Below are 26,170 nucleotides of genomic sequence, written 5' to 3'. Positions count from 1 at the left end.
ATGACTCCCGCCCAGCCGATGCGCAGGGGCCTGCGTCGCTCCGTGCGTCTCTTCCGCTCCTTCCTCGTCGAGCAGACCGATCCGCAGAGGTTCTACTCCACGCTCGCCGGGGACTCGATCGCGCTCTTGCGCGAGCACACGGAGCTCGCGGGCCGCACGGTGCTCGACGTCGGTGCCGGGCCGAGCGAGTTCTCCCGTGCTTTCCGGCGCGCGGGGGCACACTATGTGCCGGTCGATCACGATGCCGGCGTCCCGTCGGTCCGCGACGGTGGCCTTGTCGGGGACGCGATGCGTCTGCCGCTCGCCGACGGCAGTGTGGACATCGTCTTCTCGAGCAACATGTGGGAGCACGTGCCCGATCCCGAGGCGGTGGCCGACGAGCTGCTGCGCGTCACGCGCCCCGGCGGCCTCGTCTTCCTTTCGTACACCAACTGGCTCTCCCCCTGGGGTGGCCACGAGACCTCCCCGTGGCACTGGCTGGGTGGGGAGCGAGCGATCGCTCGTTATGAGCGCAAGCACGGGCACCCGCCCAAGAACCGTGTGGGTGACACCCTCTACCGCGTGAGCGTGCGCCAGGGGCTCGACTGGGCCCACGGTGCGGACGCCGACATCCTTGCTGCCCGCCCTCGCTACCTTCCGGACGCCGCAGCGCACATCCTTCGGGTGCCGGGCCTGCGTGAGGTCGTCACCTGGAACCTGCTCCTCATCCTGCGTCGCCGATGACCGAGGGGAGCGACCCGACCCCCGGCACGTCCGTGGTGGGGGCTGCACGCCAGCGTCTGCAGAGGGCCGTCGCGACCCTGCTGGTCGCTGTGCTCCCGTGGCTCGTGGCCCCGGGCCTGCTGCAGCCGGACACCAAGAGCGATCTCGTCCTCTCCCCGGGGAGGTACCTCGGACGGGCACTGTGGGCATGGAACGACCACACCGGGATCGGAGAGCTGCAGAACCAGGCCTACGGGTACCTGTGGCCGATGGGCCCGATCTTCCTCGCCGGGGACACCGTGGGACTGCCGGGCTGGGCGACCCAGCGCGTGTGGTGGATGCTCATCCTCGTCGTCTCCTTCGTCGGTGCCGAACGGCTGGCCCGTCGGGTCGGCGGCCTGCCCACGGTCCCGGCGCTCCTCGTCGGGGCGGTCTTTGCGCTGTCGCCGCGGGTGCTCACGGTCCTGTCGGAGATCTCGGTCGAGGTGTGGCCGCAGGCGCTCGCGCCCTGGTTGGTCCTCGTCGCAGCGAGGGGGGTGGCCCCGGGAGGGCGACCATCGCACCGTCGGCGGATGGCTGTCGCCACGGGCCTGCTGGCCGCCAGCCTCGGTGGCGTCAATGCGACCGTCTCGCTCGTCGCGCTCGTGCCGGCGGCCGCGTGGATCATGCTCTCGCCGGGCGGGCGTCGCCGTGGCCGGGCCCTGGCGTGGTGGTGCTTGGGTGCCGGGCTCGGCTCAGCCTGGTGGCTCGGCCCACTGCTCGTCCTCGGGCGCTACTCCTACCCCTTCCTCGACCACATCGAGCTGGCGTCGACGACGACGGCGGTCGCCTCCGTCACCAATGTCCTGAGGGGGGCCAACCACTGGATCGCGTACATCCTCACCGACGGGGATCACCCGACGTGGCAGAGCGGCTGGCTGCTGGCCCAGTCGCTCACCGGGATCCTCGCGACGACCACTGTGGCCGGCCTCGGGCTCGCCGGTCTCGTGCGTCGCCGCTCCGGCCATGACGACGCCTGCGATGGTCCTGCGGCAGCGGAGGGACGCCACCTCACGCGATGGGCGCTCGTCCTCGTCCTCGTCGGTGTCGTCGTCATGGCCGCGGGGCGTTCAGGGTCAGCCTCGGGTCCGCTGGCGAGCACCGTCCAGGGATGGCTCGACGGGCCGCTGGCTCCCTTCCGCAATGTGCACAAGGCTGACCTCCTCATCCGTCTCCCGATCGCGATCGGTGTCGGTCTGCTCGCGCACTGGGCGACTCGTGTCGAGCGAGGTGCCGGAGCCCTTGCTCGTCAGGTGGTCGTCGTCGGGACGGTGCTGGCTCTCGTGGGCTCCCTGGCGCCGCTGTGGGCCTCCCGCGTCGGTGATGCCTGGGCAGCCGACGGTGTGCCGACGGTGTGGCAGGGCGTCGCCGCCGAGGTGGACGAGATGGCGGCCGTCGACGGGGGCAGCACCCTCGTCCTGCCCGGCGCCCGCACTGCGGACTTCACCTGGGGGAGATTGACCGACGAGCCATTGACCGCACTCGCGAGCTCGCCGGTCCTCGTCCGAGCGGCCGCTCCGCTCGGGCACCCCGGCGCCACGCGCATCCTCGACGGCCTCGATGACCTGACGGCGACGGGCCGCAGCCAGCCCCAGCTCGCTGCAGGGCTGCGCCGTCTGGGCGTCTCGCGGGTCGTCGTCCGTGGAGGCCTGGACCCGGACGTGGGCGCGGCCGACTCCCGACAGGTGGCGGCCACCTTCGCGGCGAGCCCGGGCGTGAGTCTCGCCAGCTCGGTGGGCGAGGGCGCCGACCGGATCAGCGTGTGGCGGTTGGACGAGCCCGCCGAGCCCGTGGCTCTCGTGCCGAGCCAGGGAGTCATCCCCGTGGCCGGCGCACCCGAGGCCTGGTTTGCGCTGGTCGCATCCGGACTGCTCGACCCCGATGCGGTCACCACCCTGTCCGACGGCTCAGGTGCTGACATCCGCACCGACACCCTGCGCTGGCAGGCCCTGAATTCCGGACGACCACCCGCCCGGGGCCACGGCCCGACGCTGCCTGCAGGGGATCGCCGCCCGGCGGTGGTCGGCACACGCGACCTGCAACCGGGTGGTGCCGACACTGCCAGGACGACTCGTTTCTACCAGGGGCTGGACGGTCTCCACACGAGCTCCAGTGCCGCCGACCCCTTCGCCCCCGCATGGCTGGGCGCCGGCAGCGGTCCGGCCGCGATGCTCGACGGGGACTCGCGCACGGCATGGGTGAGTGGCGACGGCTCGCCGGCGCAGACCATCACCCTCGACCTCCCTGCGGGCAGCCGCCCGAACGCGGTGCTGGTCCACGAGGCCTGGGGTGGGGACATCGGCCGACTCGCTGCGGTCGAGGTCGACGGGAGCGTCGGTCACCTGCCCGACGGGTCGATGACGTGGCGTGTTTCGCTCGACGGGCGGGAGCGCTCGAGCCTGACCATCTCGCTGACGGGGCAACCGCCCGGCGAGGGCGAGGACCCGCCGGCCATCGGGGTGCGTGAGGTCGAGCTCGAGGGAGGTCCGAGCCTGTCGACCGGTCTGACGGCTCCCGCAGGACCCGGCCCGGTCCTGCTCACCCGGGATCCTCGCGGTGCCGTGCGCCCGGGCCTGGGGGAGGACCCGTCCGACCTCGTCCGCCGAGTGGGGCCGCTGCCGGCCACCCGGGTGGCGGCGTCCGTCCGGGTCCGCACGGACGAGTCCGGCCAGGCCGTCGTCTCCGCTCCATGGAGCCTGTCCGGCAGTACCCCGCCCGATGATTCGGAGACCGCCCGCGGCCTGACCGCGTGGCCGGTTGCGGCGGTGGACGGAGACCCGTCGACCCGCTGGCGTCCTTCCGCCGGTGCCGCCGAACCCGTGCTCGCGATCGACCTGGGGGAGGAGACCCAGGTCGGCACCATCACCCTGGACCGGGCGGTCGGCCCCGTGACGGTCGCCACCGACACTGCGAGGTACGTCCTTGCGAGCGGGACGACCTTGCAGATCCCCCCACAGCGCACCCGGAGCATCTCGCTGAGCTTCACCCGCCCGCCCGGACGAGCGGCGTGGTCGGCACCCGAGGTGCGTCTCGCGGGCCTCGCCGGACCCACGCAGTCACTCACCCTGCCCTGCAGCGGCGCCGGGGAGGTCGGCCGGGACGACGGACGCATCGGCTTGTCCCTCACGGCAGCGCGACGGTCGCTGATCGCGGGGGACCCGGTGGCGGCGACAGCCTGCGGAGACCTCCCCGCCGGTGACGGCCGGATCAGTGCTCGTGCCGTCGCCGGCTTGGTCCCCCAATCGGTCTCGCTCGTGCCGACCGGGTGGACCCGCGCCGAGGTTGCGGTCGATCGCACGGTGACGAGCCACCGTGACCACGTCGGCCGGTGGGTGTTCGACGTCGGCTCCGGCGAGCGATCCGTGCTGGCGCTCAGCCAGGGAGCCAACGCCGGATGGCGGGCCACGGACGAGCAGGGTCACCGCCTCGAGCCGGTGACGGTCGACGGGTGGCGGCAGGCCTTCGTCATGCCGGCAGGGAGCCGGTCCCGGGTCCTGGTGGAGTTCGCACCCAACACCCAGCACCGGCTGGCACTCGCCGGAGGGGCGCTCCTCATCGGTGTCCTCTGCCTGTGGGCCCTGCTCGAGCTCCTCCTGGGGCGTCGCGGCAGGATCGCCGGGACCATCGCGTCGGACCAGGAGCCGGAGGAGGTGACCGATGCCGCCTCGACCGCACCGCGGCCGAGCAGGGGCCGTGGGCTGTGGATGGTCGCGCTCCTCGGTGCCGCAGCGGTCGGGCTCCTCGTGGCCGGTCCGGCGGGGATGCTGGTGGCGACCGTCGGCGCGTTGGTCTCGGCGCGACATCGTGCGCTCGCGGTCGCCCTCGTCCTCTCGGGCGCTGGTGTCGTCCTGGCCGTGCTCGGGGTCGCGGACCGTCAGTCCACGGGCTCGCTCGCCTCCCAGCTCCTCGGGGCCCTCACCCTCGGGGTGCTGGTTGCGGCGCTGGTGCGTCCGTCCCGCGGTGGGCCCGAGCCAGGACCGGACTCTCCAGCAGCACCCACGACAGGTGACCCAGACCCATGCTGACGATCGTGACAAGCAGCAGGGTCGGGGCGAAGGGCGCGGCGAAGAGTCGCAGGTCCAGTGCCGCGAAGACCACCTGGAGCACGAGGACGTGCCAGAGGAAGATGGCATAGGAGATGTCTCCGAGCCAGCGCAGCCCGCGCGCGACGGGCGAGGACGTGAGCGCGTCGGTGAGTCCGCGTGATGTCGCCGCGAGCAGCAGACAGGCGGCAACCGCTCCGTAGAGCAGCTCGGCGGCCAGTGCCTCGCTCGCGGTGGAGGGATCGATGCCCCGCGGTCCGGCGACCGGGGTCGAGGCGACGACCCAGAGGACGAGGGCCAGGAGCACGAGGGTTCCCGGACTGGTGCGCACGACGGCCAGGGTTGGTCGGGAGCTGACCTCGATGCCCGCCCGGTCGGCTTCGACGAGGACGGTGACCGCCGTCCCGATGGCGAACCATGCAGCGTGCCCGGCTGCGCTCGTCGCCAGCACCCCGGCCCAGTGAGGATCCGCGACCAGGGCGGAGACAGTCTGGAGGGCGAGCCCACCGACGGCGACCAGAGCGCACAGCAGGAGCATCCGACGTGCTCGCTGGACGGGGGAGGGCGCTCGCGTGAGCGGCGCGGCCGCCGCCGCGATGAGGGGCAGCAGGACGTAGAAGGTCACCTCGGTGGTCAGGCTCCACGACTGGGTGAAGGACTGGAAGGTCCTCCCCGTCCACCCCTGGCCGATGACGAGGTGCACGAGCACGGTGGGGACGTCGAGCCCGCTGGCAGCGGCCCCACCGAGGAAGGCGGCGACGGCCACGACCGCTGCGAGGGCGAGGAGGTAGGCCGGCAGGATGCGCGCCGCACGACGGGTGAGATAGCGACGTGCGGACCAGTGGGCCGCTCCGCCGAGCCCTCGACGGACGAAGGGGGCGGACAGCAAGAAGGCGGAGAGCGCGAAAAAGACCGCCACCCCCAGCTCGCCCCGAACGGCCAGCCCCCCGAGAGTGCCCTGTGCCCCCGCGCCGGTCCAGAAGGCGACGTGCGAGAGCAGGACGAGCCACGCGGCGACAGCACGCAGCAGGTCGAGACCCAGGATGCGTCCCGGACGGTGCCTCGTACTCAAGTCGTCGCCTACCATTCGGTAATAATCGCTGATTTTCACTCTGGGGAGGACATCCATGACCGTGCGTCCGGTGCTGCGCGCACGCGCGCCCCTGCGGGTCAGTTTCGCTGGTGGCGGCACAGATGTCGCCCCATTTCCCCAGCGCGAAGGGGGAGCCGTCCTCAGTGCGACGATCGGCAGCTACGCCTACGCCACCCTGCGGCCCCGCTCCGACGGACACATCACGGTCGAGTCTCACGACTACGGCACCTCGATCGGGTACGACGTGGGTACGCCCCTCGTGCTCGACGGGACATTGGACCTGCCCAAGGCGGCCATCGCCCGGATCATGACGCTCGAGGGCGCCATCCGCTCCGACGGCTTCGACCTCTTCCTGCACACCAACGCGCCACCCGGCTCGGGCCTCGGCAGCTCCAGCGCGGTCATGGTGGCGGTCATCGACCTGGTCGCCAGGCACTGCGGCCTGGATCTGGGGCCGCACGAGATCGCCGAGCTGGCCTATCGCCTGGAGCGTGAGGACCTGCAGATCCCCGGCGGGTACCAGGATCAGTACGCAGCCGCCTTCGGCGGCTTCAACTTCATGGAGTTCCGCCAGGACGGCGATGTCGTGGTCAATCCTCTGCGGATCCGACCGGACACCGTCCACGAGCTCGAGCACAACATGCTGCTCGCCTACACCGGCCGCACCCGGGTCAGCGACCACATCATCGAGGACCAGGTCTCGCGGTACGAGATGGGCAACGAGGACGCCGTGGCGGGACTGCGGGCACAGCGCGATCTCGCTGACGCGATGCGGGTGGCCCTCCTGCGGGGCAAGGTCGACGAGATCGGGCATCTCCTGGGCCAGGCCTGGCAGCAGAAGCAAAAGATGTCCTCACGCATCACCACCCCACTCATCGCCGAGGCCGTGGACACGGCACTCGGCTGTGGTGCCTTCGGCGGCAAGGTCACCGGTGCCGGAGGCGGTGGCCACATGATCTTCATCTGTGAGTTCGAGAAGCGGCACGTCGTCGCTGACGAGCTCATCCGGCTGGGCCTGTCGGTCTCCGAGTTCACCTTCACCAAGCACGGCGTCACGACCTGGAAGGGCCAGCAATGACATCCACCGAGACCGACCTGGTGGCTCAGCAGCTCGATGCCGGGATCGCTGCGTGGGCAGCGCTCGCGGAGCAGGTGTCGGCGCCGCAGATGCGCGAGCGCGTCGGGGCGGCCGGTCAGACGGTGCTCGAGGCACTGCGTGCCGGGGGGACGCTCCTCGTCGCCGGCAACGGCGGCTCGGCCGCCATCGCCAGCCACGTCGCGGCGGAGTTCCTCGGCAAGTGCATCCAGGACCGCCACCCGCTGCCCGCCATCAGCCTCGCGGAGTCGCACTCCTCGCTGACGGCGATCGGCAATGACTACGGCTTCGACCAGGTCTTCCTCCGCGGTGTGCAGGCCTTCGGCCGGCCCGGCGATGTCCTGATCGCCATGTCCACGTCCGGGACGAGTCCCAATGTCGTCGCGGCGCTGGCAGAGGCCCGACTGCGTGGCCTGGCGACGATCCTCATGACCGGGACCAAGGGCGCAGGGCAGGGGGACCTCGCCGATCACCTGCTCGTCGTGCCCTCCAGCGAGACCCCGCGGATCCAGGAGGTCCACATGCTCTGGGCGCACGCCTGGTGCGAGGCGGTCGACCTGGCGATGCAGGAGCAGTCCTGACCCCTCGCCCGTGGTGGTTCGGGCCCCCGGTGCTGACCGCGCCGGGGGAGGACACCCCCTTCGACCTCGTCCTGCTCGATCGTGACGGGACGCTCAACGTGCGCGTCCCCGATGGCTATGTCACGCGGCCTGACGATCTGGAGCTGCTTCCCGGAGCCGCCGCGGCGGTGGCCCGACTCACCCTGGCAGGCATGCCCATCGTGCTGGTGACCAACCAGCGCGCCATCGCACGCGGCCTGCTGGACCGCGCCGGTCTCGAGGCGGTCCACCAACGCCTGCACGACCTGCTCGCACTCGAGGGCGGTCGACTGGACGCCATCGTGGTGTGCCCGCACGACCGTGACGCCTGCGAGTGCCGCAAGCCCCTGGACGGGCTCTTCCGCGAGGTCCTCTCGCGAGCTCCGTGGGCGGACCCACGTCGGAGCGTCATGGTGGGGGACATGCCCTCGGACCTCGCCCCCGCCGACGGTCTGGGGATGCGCACTCAGCAGGTCCGGCAGGACGAGCCGATCCGACGCGCCGTGGCCCGGCTCCTCGGGGACGACGGTCCGTGGGGCACGGCGTGCGATGTCCGACGTGGCGAAGGCCACGTCCCCTAGTCTGTGCTCGTACGGAAGCGGCGCTCACGAGGTGCTACTGTCCGGTAAGTTATTCAGGTCCAAGGAGGGTTCTCTCGTGCGCAAGTACCTGCTGCCGACAATCATCATGTGTGTCGGCGCGTTCATTCTGACCATGGGACTGCTCTTCAAGTTCTATGCCTACCCGCGGTTGGCGGTCGTTCCCAACGACCAGAACACCACCCAGATCGTCCAGGACGCCGACGCGAAGTTCTTCGACGCGGACAACGTCAAGCCCGGCCAGGGCGAGCTGACGACCACGGCACGCATCATCGGTGACCCCGAGGCGTCCAAGCAGGCCTCCGAGGAGTCCGGCAAGGACGTCGCCGTCTGGAACAGCGGCCAGGTCAGCGACAACAACGGTGACAACATCCCGATGGACGGCAGCACCGAGGTGCTCGTCTTCGACCGGCACACCGGCGAAGCCGTCAACTGCTGCGGCGAGTCCAAGAACGGCGAAGAGGTCAAGCGTGACGGCCTGCTCGTGAAGTTCCCCTTCGACACCAAGCCGGTCGACACCTACACGTGGTGGGACAGCACGGTCGGCAAGTCCTTCCCCGTCAAGTTCGAGGGGGAGGAGGACCTCCAGGGCATGAACGCCTACAAGTTCACCCAGGTGGTTCCCGAGACCAAGTACGCGACGCGTGAGCTCCCGGGCAACCTCTTCGGTGGCGCTGACGACTCCGGTGCCGTCGAGGCAGACCGCTACTACTCCAACAAGCGCACCTTCTGGGTCGACCCCGTCACCGGCGTCGTCCTGGACCGGGTCGAGGAGCAGAAGCAGGAGTTCCGTTACAACGGCAAGTCCCTCAATGCCCTCGAGACGACCTCGCGCTTCACCCCCGAGACGGTCGACAAGAACGTCGAGGAGTACAAGTCGAAGTCCTCGCTGCTCCACATGGTCAACTCGACCTTCCCGCTGGTCTTCACGATCCTCGGCATCCTCCTGCTTCTTGCGGGTCTGCTGCTCTCGCTGGTCATCGGGCGTCGCCGCTCGGCGGACTCCGAGACGCCGCGTGAGGACGAGCGTCGCGATGACGACCCGGTCTTCGGGTCGGCGGGTCCGGATGACCACACCACGCCGCGGCGTGACCTGCACGGTCGCTGAGGATCGAGGCAGATGCGCGTCGTCGTCACAGGAGGAGCCGGGTTCCTCGGCTCCCACCTCTGCGAGCGGTTGATCGAGCGCGGGGAGCGAGTTGTCGCCCTCGACAACTTCGTGACCGGCGCTGCGGCCAATGTCGCGCACCTGCAGGACAACCCACGTTTCGAGCTGCACCAGGTCGACGTCACCCGTGACGTCACCGTCGACGGTGACGTCGACCTGGTTCTGCACTTCGCGTCACCGGCGAGTCCGGTGGACTATCTTGAGCTACCGATCGAGACCCTCGAGGTCGGCTCGATCGGCACGATGCACGCCCTCGCGCTGGCCAAGGACAAGGGTGCCCGGCTCGTCCTGGCATCGACGTCCGAGGTCTACGGCGACCCCGAGGTCCACCCGCAGCCGGAGACCTACTGGGGCAATGTCAACCCGATCGGCCCGCGAGGGGTCTACGACGAGGCCAAGCGCTTTGCCGAGGCCGTGACGCTGGCCCACCGCAACACCCTCGGGGTCAACACCGGCATCGTGCGGATCTTCAACACCTTCGGTCCGCGCATGCGCCCCAACGACGGGCGGGCCATCCCCAACTTCATCCGCCAGGCGCTGGCGGGGGAGCCCGTGACCGTGGCCGGTGACGGGTCGCAGACGCGATCGATCTGCTACGTCGACGACCTCGTCACCGGGATCCTGACGATGGCTGACAGCGGGCACGCCGGGCCGGTCAACATCGGCAACCCGCACGAGATCTCCATGAAGGACCTCGCGGAGTGGATCATCTCGCTGACCGGGTCGTCCTCGGTCATCCAGTACATCCCGCGACCGGTGGACGACCCCTCCGTGCGTCGACCCGACACGACGCTCGCGCAGGAGCTGCTCGACTGGCAGCCTCAGGTCGCCATCGAGGACGCCCTGCTGCGCACGATCGACTGGTTCCGGGCCGAGGTGGCCACGGCGCACATCACCGAGCCCCCGCTCGACGCACGCGAGACCGCGCACATCCTCGCCGGGCACTGACCCTTCAGGCCGGACGGGTCGCGACGAAGATCGCTGTGCCGGGCAGGTGCTGGCCCCGCAGGGGAGACCAGCCGCCCCACACCTCGGTGTTGTCCTGCGGCCACTCCGGCTCGTGCACGGCACGGAGCACCAGACCGGCCTCCACCAGCTCCGCGATGCGGTGCCCCATGGTGCGGTGGTGCTCGACATAGCTCGCCTCGTCCCAGGAGGCCTCGACGTACGGCCGCTCGTCGAAGTAGGACGCATTGGCCGTCAGGCCCTCTGGGCCCGGCACGTCGGGGAAGGCCCAGCGGACCGGGTGCGTGGTCGAGAAGGCGAGCAGCCCGCCGGGTCGCAGCACCCGGGCCAGCTCCACCATGAGCCCCGCGGAGTCGGCGACGAAGGGGGTGGCCCCGTATGCCGAGAAGACGATGTCGAAGGATGCGTCGGCGAAGGGCAGCCGCGTGGCATCGGCCTGAGCGAGCAGGGGAGCGGGACCGTCAGTGCGGTCGTCGATGGTCCGGGCCGTGCCGAGCATGCCGGCGGAGAGGTCCGTCGAGACGATCCGCGCGCCTCGCGAAGCGCACCAGCGGCCCCCCTGAGCGCCACCTGCGCCGAACTCGAGCACGGTGCGACCCTCCAGCGCTGCCGGGTCGCCCAGCACGTGGAGGTCCTCCTCGGTCCAGCCCTCCGGGCCCCAGACGAGATCGCAGTCCCCGAGGAAGGAGCCGTGCTCGGCGAGGTAGTCGGTGGCCTCCCGGTCCCACCAGCCACGGTTGGCCGTGACGGTCTCCGCCTGGCTGCTCTCTCGGCGCGCGACCGCCTCGGTGTACTCGACCTGCCACTCATCCATGGGCCGGACGCTAGCCGACGACCCGGCTTTGCTCCCTGCGGCTTGGTAGCACTACGATGAGGGAGCGTATTTGTGTGCCCACCCGGGCACGCGGGTGCGATGCACCCGTCCCGCACAATCATCTGTCCACAATCGGAGTTCCTACTACATGACTGCCAGCACGGTCGACACGACCGCCGCCCCTCAGGTTGCCATCAACGACATCGGCTCTGAGGAAGATCTTCTCGCTGCCATCGACGCCACGATCAAGGACTTCAACGATGGCGACATCGTCGAGGGCCACATCGTCAAGGTCGACCGCGACGAGGTGCTTCTCGACATCGGCTACAAGACCGAGGGCGTCATCCCCTCGCGTGAGCTGTCCATCAAGCACGACGTCGACCCCTCGGAGATCGTCGCCGTCGGCGACCTCGTCGAGGCCCTCGTCCTCCAGAAGGAGGACAAGGAAGGCCGACTGATCCTGTCCAAGAAGCGGGCTCAGTACGAGCGCGCCTGGGGCACCATCGAGAAGATCAAGGAAGAGGACGGCGTCGTCACCGGCACCGTCATCGAGGTCGTCAAGGGTGGACTCATCCTCGACATCGGCCTGCGTGGCTTCCTCCCCGCCTCCCTCGTGGAGATGCGTCGCGTCCGCGACCTCCAGCCGTACGTCGGCAAGGAGATCGAGGCCAAGATCATCGAGCTCGACAAGAACCGCAACAACGTGGTCCTGTCGCGCCGTGCCTGGCTCGAGCAGACCCAGTCCGAGGTCCGCACGACCTTCCTCAAGGAGCTCCAGAAGGGGCAGGTCCGTACGGGCGTCGTCTCCTCGATCGTCAACTTCGGTGCCTTCGTGGACCTGGGCGGCGTCGACGGTCTCGTCCACGTCTCCGAGCTGTCCTGGAAGCACATCGACCACCCGTCCGAGGTCGTCGAGGTCGGCGACGACGTCACGGTCGAGGTCCTGGACGTCGACATGGACCGCGAGCGCGTCTCCCTGTCGCTCAAGGCGACGCAGGAGGACCCGTGGCAGCACTTCGCCCGGACCCACGCGATCGGTCAGGTCGTCCCGGGCAAGGTCACCAAGCTGGTTCCCTTCGGTGCGTTCGTGCGCGTCGAGGACGGCATCGAGGGTCTGGTCCACATCTCCGAGCTGGCCGAGCGCCACGTGGAGCTGCCGGAGCAGGTCGTCAACGTCGGCCAGGAGATCTTCGTCAAGGTCATCGACATCGACCTCGAGCGTCGTCGCATCTCGCTGAGCCTCAAGCAGGCCAACGAGGACGGCGCCAACCTCACGGAGTTCGACCCGACGCTCTACGGCATGGCTGCCGAGTACGACGAGCAGGGCAACTACAAGTACCCCGAGGGCTTCGACTCCGAGACCAACGAGTGGCTCGAGGGCTACGACACGCAGCGTGAGGCCTGGGAGAAGCAGTACGCCGACGCCCACTCGCGCTGGGAGTCGCACCGCGCCCAGGTCGAGAAGGCTGCTGCGGACGACGCAGCCGCCGCCGAGGGTGGCAACGACACCGTCGCCGCCACCTCGTACAGCTCGGACAGCAGCGGCGGCGGCAGCAGCAGCAGCTCGTCCACCCCGAGCGCCGGTGCCCAGGCACCGACCAACGAGGGCACGCTGGCTTCCGACGAGGCGCTTGCCGCGCTCCGCGAGAAGCTCACGGGCAACTGACCCGAGCAGCACCACCCGAAGGGGGCGTCGCACCGATCCGGTGCGGCGCCCCCTTCGTCGTCGGTGGACGTGCTTAGGATCGGGCCCATGCTGCGCATCGGACTCACAGGTGGGATCGGGTCGGGCAAGTCGACGGTCTCGCGTCGGCTGGCCGAGCTGGGAGCCGTCGTCGTCGACGCCGACCTCATCGCTCGGGAGGTGGTCGAGCCGGGCGAGCCAGCACTGGACCAGATCCGCGAGCGTTTCGGCGAGGGCGTCTTCACGGCTGACGGGGCCCTGGACCGACCAGCACTCGGGCGCGTGGTCTTCGGTGACCCGCAGGCGCTGGCCGACCTCGAAGGCATCACCCACCCGGCGATCTGGGGGCGGACGGCGCAGCGCCTCAGCGCGGCGGAGGAAGCCGGGACTGCGGTTGCGGTGCACGACATGCCCCTGCTCGTGGAGAAGCAGATGGCGGGGGAGTACCACCTCGTCCTGATCGTCGACACCGACGAGGAGGAGCGGGTGCGGCGCATCGTGTCCAACCGCGCAACGCCCGAGGCGGAGGCCCGATCACGCATCGCGGCCCAGGCGACCGACGAGCAGCGTCGGGCTGTCGCCGACGTCCTCCTCGACAACAACGGCGCGCCGGAGGCGCTCCTCGCCGCAGTCGACCGGCTCTGGGAGGAGCGGTTGACCCCCTTCGCCGACAACCTGGCCACATCGACGCCGGTGCGGGCGCCGCAGGAGCTGACCCTGCTCGACCCGCAACCTGCGTGGGCCGGCCAGGCCGCCCGCGAGATCGCCCGGCTGCGCCATCGCCTCGGTGACCTCGCCGTCACCGTGGACCACGTCGGGTCGACCTCGGTGCCGATGTCCGCCAAGCCGGTCATCGACCTGCAGGTGGGCGTCGAGTCGCTGACCGTGGCCGACTCCGAGGCCTTCCGGGCCGCCATGGACCAGGGGGGGTGGCCCCGCATCGAGGGCATCGACCAGGACTCGTCCAAGGACGGACAGCCCTGGCCCAAGCGCTACCACCTCGGCTGCGACCCTGCGGTACCCATCCACCTGCACGTGCGTGAGGTCGGCTCGCCCGGCTGGCGGTGGGCGCTGCTCTTCCGCGACTGGTTGCGTTCCGACGAGTCGGCGCGCACGGACTACCGCGCCGAGAAGCACCGCCTGGCCGCAGCCGGCCTCCAGCGCGGCGAGTACGCCGATGCCAAGGAGCCATGGTTCGACGGGGCGCACGAGCGGGTCGAGGCGTGGGCGCAGGAGGCCCAGTGGACTCCCGAGGGCGAGGGTCCCTGAGTGCCCTCCTACCGTGTCGCGGTCGACGTCCACGGGGTGTCACCGGGTGTGCCACCCGAGAGCCTGCTGCCCCGCGCCGAGGAGCTGCTGGCCCTCGGGCACCGTGTCGAGGATCGTTCCGTCGAGATCGTGCGCGGACAACCGCAGATCCACCTGCGCTTCCTCGTGACCGGGGCGCACGACGCCGCCGAGGACGACGAGGCGCAGGACGCGGTCCGCGGCATGGTGATGGCCTTGGCGCCCATCGCACGCCTGGGCCGGTGGACCCTGCGGCGCGGCCCCGGCGGTCACTGGCGGGTCATCCGCAGCGGTGACTCCCGGGCCGACGTGCAGGAGCACCCGGTCGACTTCTGAGCGTTGTCGGTGGGGTGGCATACGGTTGACGTCATGCGCCCGGTGACCGATCTACAACGCACGGTGGCTCCCTTCGAGGTCATCTCGGAGTTCGAGCCGGCCGGCGACCAACCCACGGCGATCGCGGACCTGGCCACGCGGGTGCGAGCGGGCGAGGAGGACATCGTCCTCCTCGGCGCCACCGGTACCGGCAAGTCGGCCACGACCGCCTGGCTCATCGAGCAGGTCCAACGCCCCACCCTGGTGATGGCCCCCAACAAGACGCTCGCCGCGCAGCTGGCCAACGAGTTCCGCGAGCTGCTGCCCAACAACGCCGTCGAGTACTTCGTCAGCTACTACGACTACTTCCAGCCCGAGGCCTACGTCCCCCAGTCGGACACCTACATCGAGAAGGACAGCTCGGTCAACGAGGAGGTCGAGCGGCTGCGGCACAGCGCCACCAACAGCCTGCTGACCCGGCGAGACGTCGTCGTCGTGGCGTCCGTGTCCTGCATCTACGGCCTCGGTACTCCCCAGGAGTACGTCGACCGGATGGTCACTCTCGAGGTCGGCGACGAGATCGACCGCGACGAGCTGCTGCGCAAGTTCGTCACGATGCAGTACACGCGCAACGACCTGGCCTTCACCCGCGGCACCTTCCGGGTGCGGGGCGACACCGTCGAGATCATCCCGGTCTACGAGGAGCTCGCCGTGAGGATCGAGTTCTTCGGCGACGAGATCGAGCGCATCCACACCCTCAACCCCTTGACCGGCGAGGTCGTGCGCGAGGAGCAGCAGATGCACATCTTCCCGGCGACCCACTACGTCGCCGGGCCCGAGCGCATGGAGCGGGCCATCGCGGGCATCGAGAGCGAGCTCGAGGAGAGCCTGGCGAGCATGGAGCGTCAGGGCAAGATGCTCGAGGCCCAGCGGCTGCGGATGCGCACGACGTACGACATCGAGATGATGCGCCAGGTCGGCAGCTGCGCGGGGATCGAAAACTACTCGATGCACATCGACGGACGTCTGCCGGGCACCGCACCCAACTGCCTCCTGGACTACTTCCCCGAGGACTTCCTCCTCGTCCTCGACGAGTCCCACCAGACCGTGCCGCAGATCGGCGCCATGTACGAGGGCGATGCCTCACGCAAGCGGACCCTCGTCGAGCACGGCTTCCGACTTCCCAGCGCGATGGACAACCGTCCGCTGAGGTGGGAGGAGTTCCTCGAGCGCATCGGCCAGACCGTTTATCTTTCGGCGACCCCTGGCGACTACGAGCTGGCCAAGTCCGACGGCTACGTCGAGCAGGTCATCCGCCCGACCGGCCTCATCGACCCCGAGGTCGTCCTCAAGCCGACCAAGGGTCAGATCGACGACCTGCTGCACGAGATCCGCCAGCGTGCCGATCGTGACGAGCGCGTGCTCGTGACGACCCTGACCAAAAAGATGGCCGAGGACCTCACCGACTACCTCCTCGACAAGGGGGTGCGGGTGCGCTATCTCCACTCGGACATCGACACGCTGCGGCGGGTCGAGCTGCTGCGCGAGCTGCGGCTGGGCGAGTACGACGTCCTCGTGGGGATCAACCTGCTGCGCGAGGGGCTCGACCTGCCCGAGGTCTCGCTCGTGAGCATCCTCGATGCCGACAAGGAGGGCTTCCTGCGCAGTGCGCGCTCGCTCATCCAGACGATCGGTCGTGCCGCGCGCAATGTGTCGGGCCAGGTGCACATGTACGCAGACAAGGTCACTCCGTCGATGCAGCAGGCTCTCGACGAGACCCACCGTCGTCGGGTCAAGCAGATCGCCTACAACCGCGAGCGGGGCCTGGACCCCCAGCCGCTCCGCAAAAAGATCGCCGACATCACCGACATGCTGCGCCGCGAGGATGCTGACACCGACGAGCTGCTCGGGTCCGGCCGGAGCCAGACCCGGGGCAAGGGTCGCGGCGGCACGGGGGGCGCAGAGTCCACCGAGCGCGGCCGGGACCTGCCGGCGACCGAGCTGGCGCGTCTCATCCAGGAGCTCACCGACCAGATGCACCAGGCGGCGACGGACCTCCACTTCGAGCTGGCAGCCCGACTGCGCGACGAGATCGGCGACCTCAAGAAGGAGCTGCGGCAGATGACGGCCGCGACCCGCTGACGGATCCCCCTCGCCCGCCGTTCGGCGCATTCGGTCGCACGGCGTGAGAGACTCGGGGCAACGGAGGGGAGTATCCCCGAGCGCTGTCTCGTCAGCACGGTCGGTTCGTCCGACCCGGGACAGTGGCCTGACCCAGGTGGGAGAGACCTCCGGACGTATGTCCCCTGTCCGGAAGGTTTCTCTTGTCCACCATCTCCTCGCTTCACCCGGCGATCATGAGCGGCGGCACCATGGACGTGCCGACGTGGGCGTGGCTCCTCACGCTTGCCGTCGCCGCCGCGGTGCTGACCTTCGACGTGATCATGGTGGCCCGCCGGCCGCATGTGCCCACGACGAAGGAAGTCTCGATCACCCTCGGGATCTATGTCGCGGCAGCCGTCATCTTCGGCATCGTCCTGTGGCTGACCGAGGGCGGTGATCGGGGCACCGAGTTCTTCGCCGGCTGGCTGACCGAGTACTCGCTCTCGGTCGACAACCTCTTCATCTTCATCATCATCATGGCGAAGTTCAGCGTTCCGCAGCGCTTCCAGCAGACCGCTCTGCTGTGGGGCATCATCATCGCCATCGTGCTGCGCACCATCTTCATCTTCGTCGGCGCCGCCGCGATCAACCAGTTCGCCTGGGTCTTCTACATCTTCGGCGTCTTCCTCATCTACACCGCGATCAAGCTCGCGACCGATGGGGACGACGAGGAGGAGGACTGGGAGCCCAACGGCGTCATCAAGTGGTTCCAGCGCTCCGTGCCGAGCACGACCGAGTGGTCCTCCAAGCTCTTCACGAAGGAAAACGGCAAGCGACTCGCGACTCCGATCTTCATCGTGGTCCTCGCGCTCGGCATGACCGACCTGCTCTTCGCGCTCGACTCGATCCCGGCGATCTACGGCCTGACCAAGGAGCCGTACATCGTGCTCACGGCCAACCTCTTCGCCCTGATGGGTCTGCGCCAGCTGTACTTCCTCATCGGTGGTCTGCTGAAGAAGCTGGTCTACATGAGCCTGGGGCTGTCCGTGCTGCTGGCCTTCATCGGCGTCAAGCTCATCCTGCACGCGCTCCACGAAAACACGTTGCCCTTCCTCAACGGCGGCGAGCCTGTGGCGGTCCCCGAGATCTCCACGCTCTTCTCGCTGGGTGCCATCGTCGTGATCCTCGGGGTCACCACGATCGCCAGCCTGTGGAAGTCCAACAAGGACGCCAAGGCCGGCTCCATCTCGGGAAGCTGAGCCCAGGCTTTCGTCCCACGCCGAAGGGGGCTGCTCACCGCGATGGTGGGCGGCCCCCTTCGCCATGTCTGCCCAACGGGAAAGGGCCGTCAGACGGGGAGCTCTGCCTTTGGCTTCCGGGCTGCTCCCAAGCCCAGGACGAGGACGCTGGCGACGACGACGAGGGCCATACCAACCAGCTGCACGGGGGAGAGGCGCTGCCCGAGCACAAGCAGCCCGGCGAGGGCGGCGACCGCGGGCTCGAGGCTGAGCAGGATGCCGAAGACGGCTGGAGCCAGACGCCGCAGGGCGAAGAGCTCGAGCGAGTAGGGCAGGACCGAGGAGAGCACGGCGATGCCCAGCCCCTTGAGCAGGACCTCCGCGTCCCAGGCGCCAGTGCCGTGCCGGGCGACATCCCACAGTCCGAAGGGGAGGACGACCACCGTCGCGACGACCATCGCCAGGGCCAGGCCCTCGAGCTGGGGGAAGGCCGCGCCGGTGCGCCCGGAGAAGACGATGTACGCCGCCCAGCACGCCCCGGCCGCGAGCGCCAGCAGGATGCCGGTCCCCTCGAGCTGGTCGAAGGGCAGGCTCAGGGCACGTGAGATCAGCACGACGCCGATCGCGGCGGTGGCGACGGCGAGCAGGTCGCGCGGGCGGCGGGAGAGCACTGCGGCGAGGGACAGGGGACCGACGAACTCGATCGTCACCGCGACACCGATCGGCAGGTGGCCGAGCGAGGCGTAGAAGGCGAAGTTCATCAGCCCCATGGCCAAGCCGAAGCACAGGATCGTCCCGAGGTCCCGACGGCTGTGGCCGCGCCATCTCGGGCGGGCGACGGCGACCAGCAGCGCGGTGGCGATGACCAGCCTCAGCACGACGGACCCTGCGGCACCGATCTCGGGGACGAGCGTGGCGGCGAGTGCTCCACCGAACTGCACCGACAGCACGCCCGCAAGGACCAGGACCGGCGCTGGGACGGCATCGACACGACTCACGGCGTCACCCTAGTCTTTGCTGGCATGACGACCTATCTGTCCTTCCTCGTGCTGGTGCTCGTGATCAGCATCGCTCCGGGGCCGGACACCGCCCTCACCCTGCGAGCCGCTCTGGTGCGAGGTCGCGGCGCCGGTCTGCTGACGATGGCCGGGGTCAGCGCCGCCGGTGCGCTGCAGGGGTTGCTCGCGGCAGGTGGGCTGGGCGCGATCATCGTGGCGAGCGAGCCCCTCTTCCTCACGGTCAAGTGGGTGGGTGCTGCCTACCTGCTCTTCCTCGGTGTCCAGGCGCTGCGTGCAGCTCGCCGCATCGATGTCGACGAGGTCGCCGTGGTGGATCCGGCGGCAGCTCCGGGGGCGAACCAGCGGCGTCGGACCACCGTAGTGCAGGGCTTCTTGTGCAACATCACCAACCCCAAGGTGCTCGCCTTCAACCTGGCGGTGCTGCCCCAGTTCCTCGGCTCGGGGGCGAGCCTGCCGGTGCTGGCGCTCTACGCCCTGAGCCTCGTGGCGCTCGGCTCGGCCTGGTTGACCGTCATCGTGCTGGTGGCGGACCGTGCCCGCACGGTGCTCAATGCACCCCGGATCCGCCGCCGCATCGAGGCATCGATGGGTGTGGTGATGATCGGCTTCGGCGCCAGCGTCGCCTCCTCCCACTGACGAAGGGGGCCGCCCCCTTCGTCAGTCGGCGGGCTGTGCTGCCGCAGTGCGCACCGTGCCGCGGCTGATGGCGAAGCCGAAGGCCGTCGCGAAGATGTACATGAAGACCGAGTAGACCGCCGCAGGTACCGCCACCTCGGTGCTGTTGAGCACGCTGAGGGCGATGGTCAGAGCGATGGTGGTGTTGTGGATGCCGACCTCCATCGATGTCGCGATGGCCTGCGGCGCGTCCAGGCGCATCACCCGGGCTCCGACGTAGCCGAGGGTCAGGCTCGCCAGGCAGAAGAGGGCGGTGACGAGACCGACCTGCTGGAGGTACTCGCCCACGTTGGCCCGCTCGCCGATCAACGCACCGAGCGCCACGACGACCAGGACCACGATGGAGAAGATCCGCACCGGCCGGTCAGCACGAGCGGCGAAGGCGCGTGAGCGGCTGCGCACCACCATCCCGAGTGCCACCGGCAGGAGCACGATCGCGATGACCTGGAGGACCTTGCCGAACTGGAGCCCGAGGTCCCCATCGGCATCGAAGTAGTCGATGGCCAGATTGGTGATCAGCGGAATGGTGACGGCAGCCAGGACCGAGTTGACCGCCGTGAGGGTGATGTTGAGGGCGATGTCACCCCGGAAGAGGTGGCTGAAGAGATTGGCTGTCGTCCCGCCCGGGGAGGCGGCCAGGAGCATCACGCCGACCGCGAGGAGCGGATCCACGTCGAAGGCGACGACCAGGCCGAAGGCGACGAGAGGCAGCACGAGCACCTGCAGGACGAGCGCGACGACGACGGCCTTGGGCGAGCGGGCGACGCGGCGGAAGTCGGCGACCGTGAGGCTCAGGCCCAGGCCGAACATGATGATCGCGAGCGCGATCGGCAAGCCGACGGAGATCAGGGCAGAGTCGTTCATGGCGGTGTCCTCGAGTCTGGTCAAGCCTCTGCGGCCAGAGGGACACCGCTGAAGTTACTGGGGAGTAGCGATGTCGTGGAATGACGAGTGTGACGGCTCGGTCATGGGCCGTCAACCCCCGTCATCACGACGTCGCGGACGCCGGGACGCTCACCAGCCGCGTGCGCGCCACTCATCGAGGTGCGGTCGCTCCGCGCCCAGGGTCGTGTCGGACCCGTGCCCCGGGTAGACCCAGGTGTCGTCGTCGTACACATCGAAGACGCGGTGCGTGACGTCGGCGTAGAGCGCCTCGAAGCTCTGCCCCGGCATCTTGGTGTTGCCGACGCCACCGGGGAAGAGGCTGTCACCGCTGAAGAGGTGCACGTGACCCTGCGGGTCGTCGTAGGCCAGCGCCACCGACCCGGGCGTGTGACCGCGCAGGTGGACGACGTCGAGCACCGCGTGACCGAAGGCGATGCGGTCGCCGTGACGCAACCGGTGGTCCGGAAGCTGTGGCAAGGATGAGGCGTCGTCCTCGCCGGCGTGGGTCTCGGGAGCGAGGTCCTTGGTGACGTCCACGAGGGCTCGCACGTGGTCCCAGTGCTGGTGGGTCGTCACGAGGTGGTCGAGGCCCGTGCCGCCAGCCGCCACGAGGTCCCGGATCCGGTCGGCCTCGTCGGCGGCGTCGATGAGCAGCTGTGCGCCGCTCGTGCGGCAGGTGAGGAGGTAGACGTTGTTGTGCATCTCGGACACGGACATCTTGCGGATGGTCAGCCCGGCCAGCTCGCGGGTGGACCAGGGGCCCCCCGGGGAGACGTCGGGATCGTAGGTCTCGGTCATGTCGGCTCTCCTTCGACGGGGTGGATGGGCGTCGCGGTGTTGTCGGTCTCGGGCTCCTGGCCGCGCTTCTCGGCGGCCTCGGCGTCGCGGAGGGCGTAGGCGGCACCGATGAGGGTGAGGTGGCTGAAGGCCTGGGGGAAGTTGCCGGCCTGACGCTGCCCCTCGACGTCGTACTCCTCGGCGACGAGGCCGACGTCGTTGAGCAGGCCGCACAGACGCCGCATGAGGGCGTGACCCTTGTCGAGCTGTCCGGTGAGCGCGTAGGCGCTCACCAGCCACCACGAGCACGCGAGGAAGGGGTGCTCGTCACCCTCGAGCCCGTCGACACCGCTCTCGGTCCGGTAGCGCAGGAGGAAGCCGTCACGCATGAGGTCGCGCTCGATGGCTGTCACCGTGCCCAGCACCCGGGGGTCTTCGGGTGGCAGGAAGCCGACCATGGGGATCAGGAGCAGGGAGGCATCGACCTCGTCGGTGTCGTAGTGCTGGGTGAACGACTGCTTGTCCTCGTTCCACCCCTTGGCGAGGACGTCCTCACGCACCCGCTCACGCAGCTCCCGCCACCGCTCCACGTCCCCTTCGTAGCCGTGCAGCTCCACGGCCCGGATCGCCCGGTCGAAGGCCGCCCAGACCATGACCCGGGAGTGAGTGAAGTGGCGCAAGGGTCCGCGGATCTCCCACAGCCCGTTGTCGGCCTGGTCCCAGTGCTCCGCGAGGTTGTCGACGAGGGCGCGTTGCACCGCCCACGACTGCGTCGACTCCTTCAGCCCCTGGGCCCGTGCGTCCTCGAGGGCGATCATGACCTCACCGAGGACATCGGTCTGCTTCTGGTTGACGGCGCCGTTGCCGATGCGCACCGGACGACTGTCGGCGTACCCGGGCAGGTGGTCCAGCTCGCGCTCGGGCAGCTCGCGACCACCGTCGACGGCGTACATGATCTGCATGTCCTCGGGGTCGCCGGCGACGGCACGCACCAGCCAGTCGCGCCACAGCTTGGTCGCGCCGACATAGCCCGACTTCAGGAGCGACTCGAGGGTGAGCGAGGCGTCTCGCAGCCAGCAGTAGCGGTAGTCCCAGTTGCGGCTGCCACCGAAGTCCTCCGGGAGGCTCGTCGTGGCGGCGGCGACGATGCCACCCCGTCGGGTGTCGGTCAGCAGACGCAGGGTGAGCAGCGAGCGCACCACCTCGGCGCGGTACGGACCCTCGTAGGTGCAGCGCGCGGCCCACTGCGAGGAGCGCTCGTGGGTCGCCTCGATGCGCGAGTGGATGTCCAGCGGCGGGGGGATGGGCTTGTACGACGCGACCCAGGTCGTCGAGAAGTTGTAGTGCTCACCGGCCCGGACCGTCCACTGGTCGCGGTGGTGGCCGCCGTCGGGATGGGGCAGGCGGGAGCCGCGCAGCACGAGCATGTCGTTGCCGGCGATGGCCGTGATGACCTCGGAGTCCTGCTCGTGACCAGGGGAGTGCGCCACCCAGGGACGGATGCGGCCGTAGCCGAAGCGCACGACCCACTCGTGGCGCATCTCGACCTCGCCCTCGAGGCCCTCGACGACGCGCACGAGGTCGGCCCGACCATCACCGAGCGGCATGAGGTCGATGACCTTGACCGCGCCCGTGGCCGTCCGGTGGATCGTCTCGAGGATGAAGGAGTCACCGCGGTAGGAGCGCGTGGTCTCGGCATCGTCGACCGGCCCGATGAGCCACCGGCCGTGCTCGGGGGTGCCCAGCAGCGCCGTGAAGCTCGACGAGGAGTCGAAGCGCGGCAGGCACAACCAGTCCACCGACCCCTTCATCGACACCAAGGCCGCGGTCTCGGTGTCGCCGATGGCTGCGTAGTCCTCGATCGGGGTGCTCATCGTCACAGGCTAGGCCGTGAGGGCCGGCCCTGCGCGGAGGGTGGAGTGGGCTGTCGGTGGCGCCACCTAAGGTGGAGGACGTGACTGTTGCCAAGGCTGCCGGCTCCCGCCTCCACGACCGGATCGTCGTGCAGGGTGCCCGCGAGCACAATCTCAAGAACATCCACATCGACATCCCCCGAGACTCGCTCGTGGTCTTCACCGGCCTGTCGGGCTCGGGCAAGTCCTCCCTCGCCTTCGACACCATCTTCGCCGAGGGCCAGCGCCGCTATGTCGAGTCGTTGTCGGCATACGCGCGTCAGTTCCTCGGGCAGATGGACAAGCCGGACGTCGACTTCATCGAGGGCCTGTCCCCGGCCGTCTCCATCGACCAGAAGTCGACCAACCGCAACCCGCGCTCCACGGTCGGCACGATCACCGAGGTCCACGACTACCTGCGCCTGCTCTTCGCCCGCGTCGGCCGGCCGCACTGCCCGGTCTGTGGTGAGGCGATCACCCGCCAGAGCCCCCAGCAGATCGTCGATCGCCTGCTGGAGCTGCCCGAGCGCACCCGCTTCCAGGTCCTCGCACCCGTGGTCCGCGCACGCAAGGGCGAGTTCGTCGACCTCTTCGCCGAGCTCCGGGCCAAGGGGTACAGCCGCGCCCTCGTCGACGGTGAGGTCGTCTCGCTGTCGGAGCCGCCGACGCTGGAGAAGCAGGTCAAGCACACGATCGACGTGGTCGTCGACCGACTCGTGGCCAAGGGGGTGGAGGACCGGGCGGCCAAGCAGCGCCTGACCGACTCCGTGGAGACCGCCCTCGGGCTCGCCGGCGGTGTCCTGACGATCGACTTCGTCGATCTCGAGGAGGACGACCCCAAGCGGCAGCGCCGCTACTCGGAGACGATGGCCTGCCCCAACGACCACGCCCTCAACATCGACGAGATCGAGCCGCGCTCCTTCTCCTTCAACTCTCCCTTCGGCGCCTGCCCGGTGTGCACCGGCCTGGGGACCGAGCTCGAGGTCGACGCCGACCTCGTCATCCCGGATGACGACCTGACGCTCGGCGAGGGCGCGATCGCACCGTGGGCCCAGGGGACACAGTCCGCCCAGTACTTCCAACGCACGATGGCAGCGCTCGGCGATGACCTGGGCTTCGACATGGACACCCCGTGGCGGGCACTGCCGAGCCGTGCCCGCGAGGCGCTGCTCGAGGGGCGCAACCACAAGGTCCACGTCAAGTACCGCAACCGCTTCGGGCGCGAGCGTTCCTACAGCACGGGCTTCGAGGGGGTCATCCCCTTCATCAAGCGGCGGCACACCGAGACCGAGTCGGACTGGAGCCGTGAGAAGTACGAGGGGTACATGCGGGAGATCCCCTGCCCGACGTGCTCGGGCACCCGACTGAAGCCGGAGTCCCTCGCCGTCCTCGTCGGCGGCCACAGCATCGCCGACGTGTCCTCGTTGTCCATCCGTGAGGCCGCCGGATTCCTCGACACCGTGGACTTCACCGAGCGTGAGCAGCAGATCGCCGAGCAGGTCATCAAGGAGATCAACGCCCGACTCGGCTTCCTCCTCGACGTCGGCCTGGAGTACCTCTCGCTCTCGCGTGCCGCCGGCACGCTCTCGGGCGGCGAGGCACAACGCATCCGACTGGCCACCCAGATCGGCTCCGGCCTGGTGGGCGTGCTCTACGTCCTCGACGAGCCGAGCATCGGTCTGCACCAGCGCGACAACCACCGGCTCATCGAGACGCTGACCCGGTTGCGGGACCTCGGCAACACACTGATCGTCGTCGAGCACGACGAGGACACCATCGCTGCCTCCGACTGGGTCGTCGACATCGGTCCCGGAGCCGGTGAGCACGGTGGCCACGTCGTCCACTCCGGACCCATGGCAGACCTGCTGACCAACGACCGTTCGGTCACCGGACGCTACCTCTCGGGTGAGCTCGAGATCCCACTGCCCGCCGTGCGTCGGCCGCAGGACCCCGGTCGTGAGCTGATGGTCAAGGGGGCCAAGGAAAACAACCTCCGCGACATCGAGGTGGCCCTTCCCCTGGGCAACTTCGTCGCGATCACCGGGGTCTCGGGCTCGGGCAAGTCGACACTCGTCAACGACATCCTCTACAACGTGCTGGCCAACAAGCTCAACGGTGCCCGCAGGGTCCCCGGTCGGCACAAGACGGTCACCGGTCTGGAGCATCTCGACAAGGTCGTCCACGTTGATCAGAGCCCCATCGGACGCACCCCGCGGTCCAACCCCGCGACGTACACCGGCGTCTTCGACCACGTGCGCAAGCTCTTCGCCCAGACGAGTGAGGCCAAGGTCCGTGGCTACCAGCCGGGGCGGTTCTCCTTCAACGTCAAGGGCGGTCGCTGCGATGCCTGCTCGGGCGACGGCACGCTCAAGATCGAGATGAACTTCCTGCCGGACGTCTACGTCCCCTGCGAGGTGTGCCACGGCGCGCGGTACAACCGCGAGACCCTCGAGGTGCACTTCAAGGGCAAGAGCATCTCCGAGGTCCTCGACATGCCGATCGAGGAGGCCGAGGACTTCTTCGCGGCCGTCCCGGCGATCGCCCGCCACATGAAGACCCTCAACGCGGTCGGCCTGGGTTATGTGCGGCTGGGCCAGCCCGCGACGACGCTGTCCGGTGGTGAGGCACAGCGGGTCAAGCTCGCGGCCGAGCTGCAGAAGCGGTCCAACGGACGCACCATCTACGTCCTCGACGAGCCCACGACCGGGTTGCACTTCGAGGACATCCGCAAGCTCCTGATCGTCCTGCAGGGCCTGGTGGACAAGGGCAACAGCGTCCTGGTCATCGAGCACAACCTCGACGTCATCAAGTGCGCCGACTGGGTCATCGACATGGGCCCCGAAGGCGGATCCGGCGGCGGTCAGGTCGTCGCGAGCGGGACACCGGAGCAGGTGGCCGCTGTACCGCGCTCCTTCACCGGCCAGTTCCTCGCGCCGGTCCTCGCCGGGGCGGCGACCAAGCCCGTCGTCGGCACTCTCGTCCCCGCGGATGATGACCAAGCTCCCGCCACGGGGGCAAGGCCGAGCAACAAGAAGTCAGCAGCCACGAAGAAGACACCTGCGAAGAAGAAGGCGACCGCCAAGAAGCCCGCAGCTGCCGAGCCGGCGAAGAAGGCTGTCTCCAGCGCTGCCAGCGCTGCCGCCCGTCGAGCGAGGAAGGCGGGCTGATCGCCGGCC

The 26,170-nt window shown here is 69.4% G+C and carries 20 protein-coding genes; 14 read left to right on the top strand and 6 right to left on the bottom strand.

Features of this window, described 5'->3' with window-relative positions:
• A complete protein-coding gene (locus JLI01S_RS00305) occupies nt 1–723 on the top strand; it encodes a class I SAM-dependent methyltransferase (protein WP_068258583.1) in 723 nt (240 codons plus the stop codon).
• Nucleotides 720–4,766, top strand: coding sequence for an alpha-(1->3)-arabinofuranosyltransferase domain-containing protein (locus JLI01S_RS00300; protein ID WP_068258395.1), 4,047 nt, complete (start codon nt 720–722; stop codon nt 4,764–4,766). Before JLI01S_RS00305 ends, JLI01S_RS00300 begins: the two co-directional genes overlap by 4 nt.
• Here JLI01S_RS00300 and JLI01S_RS16535 read toward each other — a convergent pair.
• Nucleotides 4,657–5,856: an acyltransferase family protein gene (locus JLI01S_RS16535; protein ID WP_169797262.1), complete on the bottom strand. Its 1,200-nt coding sequence runs from the start codon at nt 5,854–5,856 to the stop codon at nt 4,657–4,659. The genes JLI01S_RS00300 and JLI01S_RS16535 overlap by 110 nt on opposite strands.
• Nucleotides 5,857–5,911: 55 nt before the next feature.
• Here JLI01S_RS16535 and JLI01S_RS00290 point away from each other — a divergent pair, with 55 nt between their 5' ends.
• From JLI01S_RS00290 to JLI01S_RS00270, 5 genes are read left to right on the top strand one after another with little or no spacing between them, the layout of a single operon-like run.
• Nucleotides 5,912–6,955 (top strand): GHMP family kinase ATP-binding protein, encoded by a 1,044-nt coding sequence (locus JLI01S_RS00290; RefSeq protein WP_068258383.1) that lies wholly within the window; start codon nt 5,912–5,914, stop codon nt 6,953–6,955.
• Nucleotides 6,952–7,554 (top strand): D-sedoheptulose-7-phosphate isomerase, encoded by a 603-nt coding sequence (locus JLI01S_RS00285; protein ID WP_068258381.1) that lies wholly within the window; start codon nt 6,952–6,954, stop codon nt 7,552–7,554. The genes JLI01S_RS00290 and JLI01S_RS00285 overlap by 4 nt, the downstream gene beginning before the upstream one ends.
• Nucleotides 7,555–7,583: 29 nt before the next feature.
• Nucleotides 7,584–8,153 carry a D-glycero-alpha-D-manno-heptose-1,7-bisphosphate 7-phosphatase gene (locus JLI01S_RS00280; RefSeq protein ID WP_068258379.1) on the top strand — a complete coding sequence of 190 codons (570 nt, stop codon included), beginning with the start codon at nt 7,584–7,586 and terminating at the stop codon, nt 8,151–8,153.
• A complete protein-coding gene (gene pgfA / locus JLI01S_RS00275) occupies nt 8,122–9,279 on the top strand; it encodes a cell envelope lipid trafficking protein PgfA (RefSeq protein ID WP_084349066.1) in 1,158 nt (385 codons plus the stop codon). The genes JLI01S_RS00280 and pgfA overlap by 32 nt, the downstream gene beginning before the upstream one ends.
• 12 nt (nt 9,280–9,291) lie before the next feature.
• On the top strand, nt 9,292–10,287 hold the full coding sequence (locus JLI01S_RS00270; RefSeq protein ID WP_068258375.1) for a UDP-glucuronic acid decarboxylase family protein: 996 nt from the start codon (nt 9,292–9,294) through the stop codon (nt 10,285–10,287).
• Between the two features lie 4 nt (nt 10,288–10,291).
• On the opposite strand, the gene JLI01S_RS00265 is transcribed toward JLI01S_RS00270, so the two are convergent.
• Nucleotides 10,292–11,119, bottom strand: a complete 828-nt coding sequence (locus JLI01S_RS00265; protein WP_068258373.1) for a class I SAM-dependent methyltransferase — start codon at nt 11,117–11,119, stop codon at nt 10,292–10,294.
• A 148-nt stretch (nt 11,120–11,267) separates the two neighbouring features.
• Here JLI01S_RS00265 and rpsA point away from each other — a divergent pair, with 148 nt between their 5' ends.
• The 5 genes from rpsA (at nt 11,268) to JLI01S_RS00240 (ending at nt 17,767) form a co-directional block, all read left to right on the top strand.
• On the top strand, nt 11,268–12,785 hold the full coding sequence (gene rpsA / locus JLI01S_RS00260) for a 30S ribosomal protein S1 (protein WP_068258372.1): 1,518 nt from the start codon (nt 11,268–11,270) through the stop codon (nt 12,783–12,785).
• Between the two features lie 87 nt (nt 12,786–12,872).
• Nucleotides 12,873–14,072, top strand: a complete 1,200-nt coding sequence (gene coaE / locus JLI01S_RS00255) for a dephospho-CoA kinase (protein WP_068258371.1) — start codon at nt 12,873–12,875, stop codon at nt 14,070–14,072.
• Entirely contained in the window at nt 14,073–14,426 is a 354-nt protein-coding gene (locus tag JLI01S_RS00250; protein ID WP_068258370.1) for a hypothetical protein, read from the top strand.
• 33 nt (nt 14,427–14,459) lie between these two features.
• Nucleotides 14,460–16,547, top strand: a complete 2,088-nt coding sequence (gene uvrB / locus JLI01S_RS00245) for an excinuclease ABC subunit UvrB (protein ID WP_068258369.1) — start codon at nt 14,460–14,462, stop codon at nt 16,545–16,547.
• Nucleotides 16,548–16,777: 230 nt separating this feature from the next.
• Nucleotides 16,778–17,767: a TerC/Alx family metal homeostasis membrane protein gene (locus JLI01S_RS00240; protein WP_068258581.1), complete on the top strand. Its 990-nt coding sequence runs from the start codon at nt 16,778–16,780 to the stop codon at nt 17,765–17,767.
• A gap of 89 nt (nt 17,768–17,856) precedes the next feature.
• Here the strand turns inward: JLI01S_RS00240 and JLI01S_RS00235 are convergent, their stop codons facing one another.
• Nucleotides 17,857–18,744 (bottom strand): EamA family transporter, encoded by an 888-nt coding sequence (locus JLI01S_RS00235; RefSeq protein WP_068258368.1) that lies wholly within the window; start codon nt 18,742–18,744, stop codon nt 17,857–17,859.
• 24 nt (nt 18,745–18,768) lie between these two features.
• Here JLI01S_RS00235 and JLI01S_RS00230 point away from each other — a divergent pair, with 24 nt between their 5' ends.
• The gene (locus JLI01S_RS00230; protein WP_068258365.1) at nt 18,769–19,401 is read left to right on the top strand and encodes a LysE family translocator; all 633 of its coding nucleotides are present in this window, start codon (nt 18,769–18,771) and stop codon (nt 19,399–19,401) included.
• Between the two features lie 21 nt (nt 19,402–19,422).
• On the opposite strand, the gene JLI01S_RS00225 is transcribed toward JLI01S_RS00230, so the two are convergent.
• The 3 genes from JLI01S_RS00225 to JLI01S_RS00215 form a co-directional block, all read right to left on the bottom strand.
• Nucleotides 19,423–20,304, bottom strand: coding sequence for a bile acid:sodium symporter family protein (locus tag JLI01S_RS00225; protein ID WP_068258363.1), 882 nt, complete (start codon nt 20,302–20,304; stop codon nt 19,423–19,425).
• Between the two features lie 150 nt (nt 20,305–20,454).
• Nucleotides 20,455–21,123: an MBL fold metallo-hydrolase gene (locus JLI01S_RS00220; RefSeq protein ID WP_068258362.1), complete on the bottom strand. Its 669-nt coding sequence runs from the start codon at nt 21,121–21,123 to the stop codon at nt 20,455–20,457.
• The gene (locus tag JLI01S_RS00215) at nt 21,120–22,976 is read right to left on the bottom strand and encodes a glycoside hydrolase family 15 protein (RefSeq protein ID WP_245634471.1); all 1,857 of its coding nucleotides are present in this window, start codon (nt 22,974–22,976) and stop codon (nt 21,120–21,122) included. Before JLI01S_RS00215 ends, JLI01S_RS00220 begins: the two co-directional genes overlap by 4 nt.
• 80 nt (nt 22,977–23,056) lie before the next feature.
• On the opposite strand from JLI01S_RS00215, the gene uvrA reads away from it, so the two are divergent.
• A complete protein-coding gene (gene uvrA, locus JLI01S_RS00210; protein ID WP_068258580.1) occupies nt 23,057–26,161 on the top strand; it encodes an excinuclease ABC subunit UvrA in 3,105 nt (1,034 codons plus the stop codon).
• The last annotated feature ends 9 nt before the right edge of the window (nt 26,162–26,170 follow it).

The organism is Janibacter limosus NBRC 16128, from assembly GCF_001570985.1.
GTDB classification, from domain to species: Bacteria; Actinomycetota; Actinomycetes; order Actinomycetales; family Dermatophilaceae; genus Janibacter; species Janibacter limosus.
This window is presented reverse-complemented; position numbering and strand designations above follow the sequence as displayed.